The sequence below is a fragment of the Ligilactobacillus acidipiscis DSM 15836 genome, assembly GCF_001435755.1.
GTDB lineage: Bacteria > Bacillota > Bacilli > Lactobacillales > Lactobacillaceae > Ligilactobacillus > Ligilactobacillus acidipiscis.
The window spans coordinates 1-3,383 of sequence record NZ_AZFI01000195.1 but is presented as its reverse complement, the minus strand read 5'-3'; the positions used below and the strand labels follow the sequence as shown (position 1 = coordinate 3,383).

Here is a 3,383-nt window from a genome sequence, read left to right as displayed (position 1 = left end):
TTTTCTATCAGTACCAAATATTATAGAACCACTTAAAATAGCGCCAAAGATCCCTGATATGAAGCAAGGTTTGCTTTCGTGTCAGGGATCTCTATTTTGTCAAAGCAAATTTAAATGGTTTTGTCTAACCGTCCAGTTGAACACTGCTTACATATAAGGGGTCCCCTTCATCATATGCAAAAGTGTACCTAACATTTTAGCAGATTCAACTCGGTAGATTTTTTCGTTTCCAAATCTAGTTGTCGGCCTGGGCTGATCATGGTTACTCCAATATAAGGAATTCCAACCATTGACTAGTTTGTCTTGCCAATCAGTCAGGACATGACGTAAATCTGAAAGTTTAAACCTTACATCAGAAAACTTACCATACTTTCCATAATCTAAATGCATATGATCAAATTGGAAAAGCATGTTTAGTTCTTTTCTTGTAGGATCTGTATATAAAATAGCCTGATCACTATTAGTATTAGCGGCTTCTCCAACAGTCATGACATCATACTTAGAAAAAACTTCAGTGTACATTTCTTGTAAAAATTCATGTTCTCTTGGTTTTGAAGCTCCATAATAATAATTCTTATGCAGTGGCAAACTTTCTGGTGCATCAGGAAAACCAGGTAACTTGCTAAGCAGCGAAATTACATCCATCCTGAAACCGTCAATTCCTATGTCAAACCAATAACGCATCATTTTATAAATTGCTTGTCTAACTTCTGAATTTTCCCAGTTCAAATCTGGCTGTTCTTTAGCAAACAAATGTAAATAATACTGTTTCCGTTCTGGTACATATTCCCAAGCAGAATCGGTAAAAGTTGAGCCCCAGTTATTGGGAGCTGACCCATCTTTTTTTGGATCCTGCCAAATATAAAAATCACTATATTTATTATCTTGTGACTTTTTAGACTCTTGAAACCAGACATTTTGATCACTTGTATGATTAACAACTAGGTCCATTATTAAACGCATATGAAGTTTATGCACTTGAAAAAGCAATTCTTTAAAATCTTCTAATGTGCCATACCTAGGATCAATATTATAGTAATCAGCAATATCATAGCCATTGTCGATCAATGGAGATTTGTATATCGGATTCAACCAAATTACATCTACTCCTAATTTTTTTAAATACGGTAAACGATGGATAATTCCTTGTAGATCACCGACCCCATCCCCATTACTATCCTGAAAACTTTGAGGATATATTTGATAGACGACACTATCTTTCCACCATTCTGTATGTTCCATCTCACTCATCATCCTCATCTATAGCCATATCTTTTGCTTTGTCATTTACATAGAAAACTTGTTCCTTTGCTTCTTCAATTGAATTCCGCAATTGCTCAGGATCTATAAAACCTTCTGGCAAAGCTAAAATAATTGTTAAAACCAATGGCAAACTCATTCCTGCAATGATATGAAAATGTGGATAACTTATATATTTAATAAAATTTTGATTTACAGATCCACCCATCATATCCGTAAATACAAGGACTTCATCATTTTTTAAATCAACGGTTTTAAGTGCGTCATCTATTTCTTTTTCTACTGGGGTATTTGTCATATACGCGTCAATAGCGGTGACATTAGCCGCATTAGGTGCAATATAATTTAAAGTATCCTTCATTCCAGAAGCTAAACGATGATGGCTAGCAAAAATAATTTTTCTCATTTTTCATATTCTCTCTTTCTCTTTTGCCATACTTTTATGGCTTTAAAATTCCAAAGAATGCCAATACAAGTGATAGTACAATTAATGCAAAAATAATTTGAATTACAGTCATTTTCTTAGAAGCAATCAACTTATAAACGATATACGTTAAAGCTACTGGTAAAAGAGCCGGCATAATTTGATCCAAAACTTCTTTTTGAATCCCCATTTTGACTTTCCCAGTCTGGAAGGTCAAAGCAACGTTCATTTTGACAACAGAAGGAATCAAAGCACCAACAACAGTCAAGCCCATAATTGAAGCGGCTTCAGTAAAGACAGAAATCTTATCACCCAATGTGGTAACTAATTTCAACCCTGAATCATATCCGAGATTAAACAACTTAAATCTGAAAAACAAGAAGAAAATGTTCAATAATAGCCATATAATAGCTCCAGTTGGATTTCCTTCAAGTCCCATGTATGCTGAAATAGAACCAATAATTGTGGGATATAAAACCCAAATTAATGTATCTCCGATACCTGCGAGCGGCCCCATCATACCAGTTTTAAAGTTTTGAACAGCATCAATGGATTTGATGCCATCTTTTTCCTACATAGCCAAACTTGCGCCAAGTAAAATGTTAGCCATCCAAGTCGTAGTATTAAAATAATTGAAATGATTATTCATTGACTTTTTATAGTCTTCATCATCTGGATAAATTTTACGTAAAGCTTTTTCTAGCCCGTAAGCAACAGCCGGCCCTTGCTGATTTTCGTAGTTAAAATCATTACAAGCCATAAACATATATCGAAAAGCGGCTTTATTAATATCTTTTTTGTTAAAATTTTTCCTGTTTTGGTGTCCTTCTCATTCATCCCAATCGTATCCTTCTTCATCAGTTTCTACGGTGTCTACATCCGTGCTAGTTTGAACAGAATTCTTCTTAATAGTGGTCACAAAGAAATAACAAGCCATGGCAAATCCGACAATAGAAACTCCCATCATCGGCATCTTTAAATAAGCGGATAGTACAAAGCCCACCATTAACATTGAGAGATATTTTTTAGCCGGCATAACTTGTAACAACATTGCAATACCCACAACAGGCAGCATACTCCCAGCAATTGATAAACCATCTGTCACCCAACTAGGAACAACGCTCAACACATTTCTTACTAACCCGTTTCCAAATAAAACAACAAGTGCTGTAGGCACAGCCGTTGTCAACCCGAAAATTAAAGGTCCAATTCACATAATAATATTCATTTTGCGGTACTTACCTTGATTTAGTGCTTTTTGTGCGGCATGTGAAACGTAAGTATTTAAAATTTTAGCCAAAACATCTAATTGAATTCCCCCCAAGCATACCTACAGGAACACCGACTGCTAATGCTACAGCCTTTGCATCACCAATACTATTTGTTGTACGAATCGCAATATATATTCCAACGAGAGCAGCCAGTCCCCAGTTCGGCACTGACGATCCACCAATATTAGCCACACCCAAAGCCATCAGCTGAAATGTCCCCCCAATAATCATCGCGGTTTGCATATCACCCATAATAAGCCCCATAAACAAAGCAACCATAATTGGGAACCACGTGGTAATGACAAGCCCTTGTTGATCTAAAACTACCCTTAATTTTCAAATCAAGTGCAACAAGTGTAAAGCTTAAACTATAAGTAAATATGTTAGTGCAGTGAGAAGGCAGGCCAAGAAGCGTAGCGAGTGGCCTG

At 36.1% G+C, this 3,383-nt stretch carries 1 protein-coding gene and 3 pseudogenes; all 4 read right to left on the bottom strand.

Going from position 1 to position 3,383, the window contains the following annotated elements; translation table 11 throughout:
* Positions 1–150: 150 nt before the first annotated feature.
* Positions 151–1,242: pseudogene (locus FC65_RS09670) on the bottom strand (alpha-glucosidase); the annotation flags it as partial.
* Position 1,243: 1 nt separating this feature from the next.
* Positions 1,244–1,666: a PTS sugar transporter subunit IIA gene (locus FC65_RS09665; RefSeq protein ID WP_056972513.1), complete on the bottom strand. Its 423-nt coding sequence runs from the start codon at positions 1,664–1,666 to the stop codon at positions 1,244–1,246.
* Positions 1,667–1,700: 34 nt separating this feature from the next.
* Positions 1,701–2,450: pseudogene (locus tag FC65_RS09660) on the bottom strand (PTS system mannose/fructose/sorbose family transporter subunit IID).
* Positions 2,451–2,513: 63 nt separating this feature from the next.
* Positions 2,514–3,282, bottom strand: a pseudogene (locus tag FC65_RS09655) (PTS mannose/fructose/sorbose/N-acetylgalactosamine transporter subunit IIC); the annotation flags it as partial.
* Between the last annotated feature and the right edge of the window lie 101 nt (positions 3,283–3,383).

What these genes read in the sequence shown, in the direction of transcription:
- FC65_RS09665 (WP_056972513.1), bottom strand. Translation starts at nt 1,666, where the DNA reads ATGAGAAAAATTATTTTTGCTAGCCATCATCGTTTAGCTTCTGGAATG.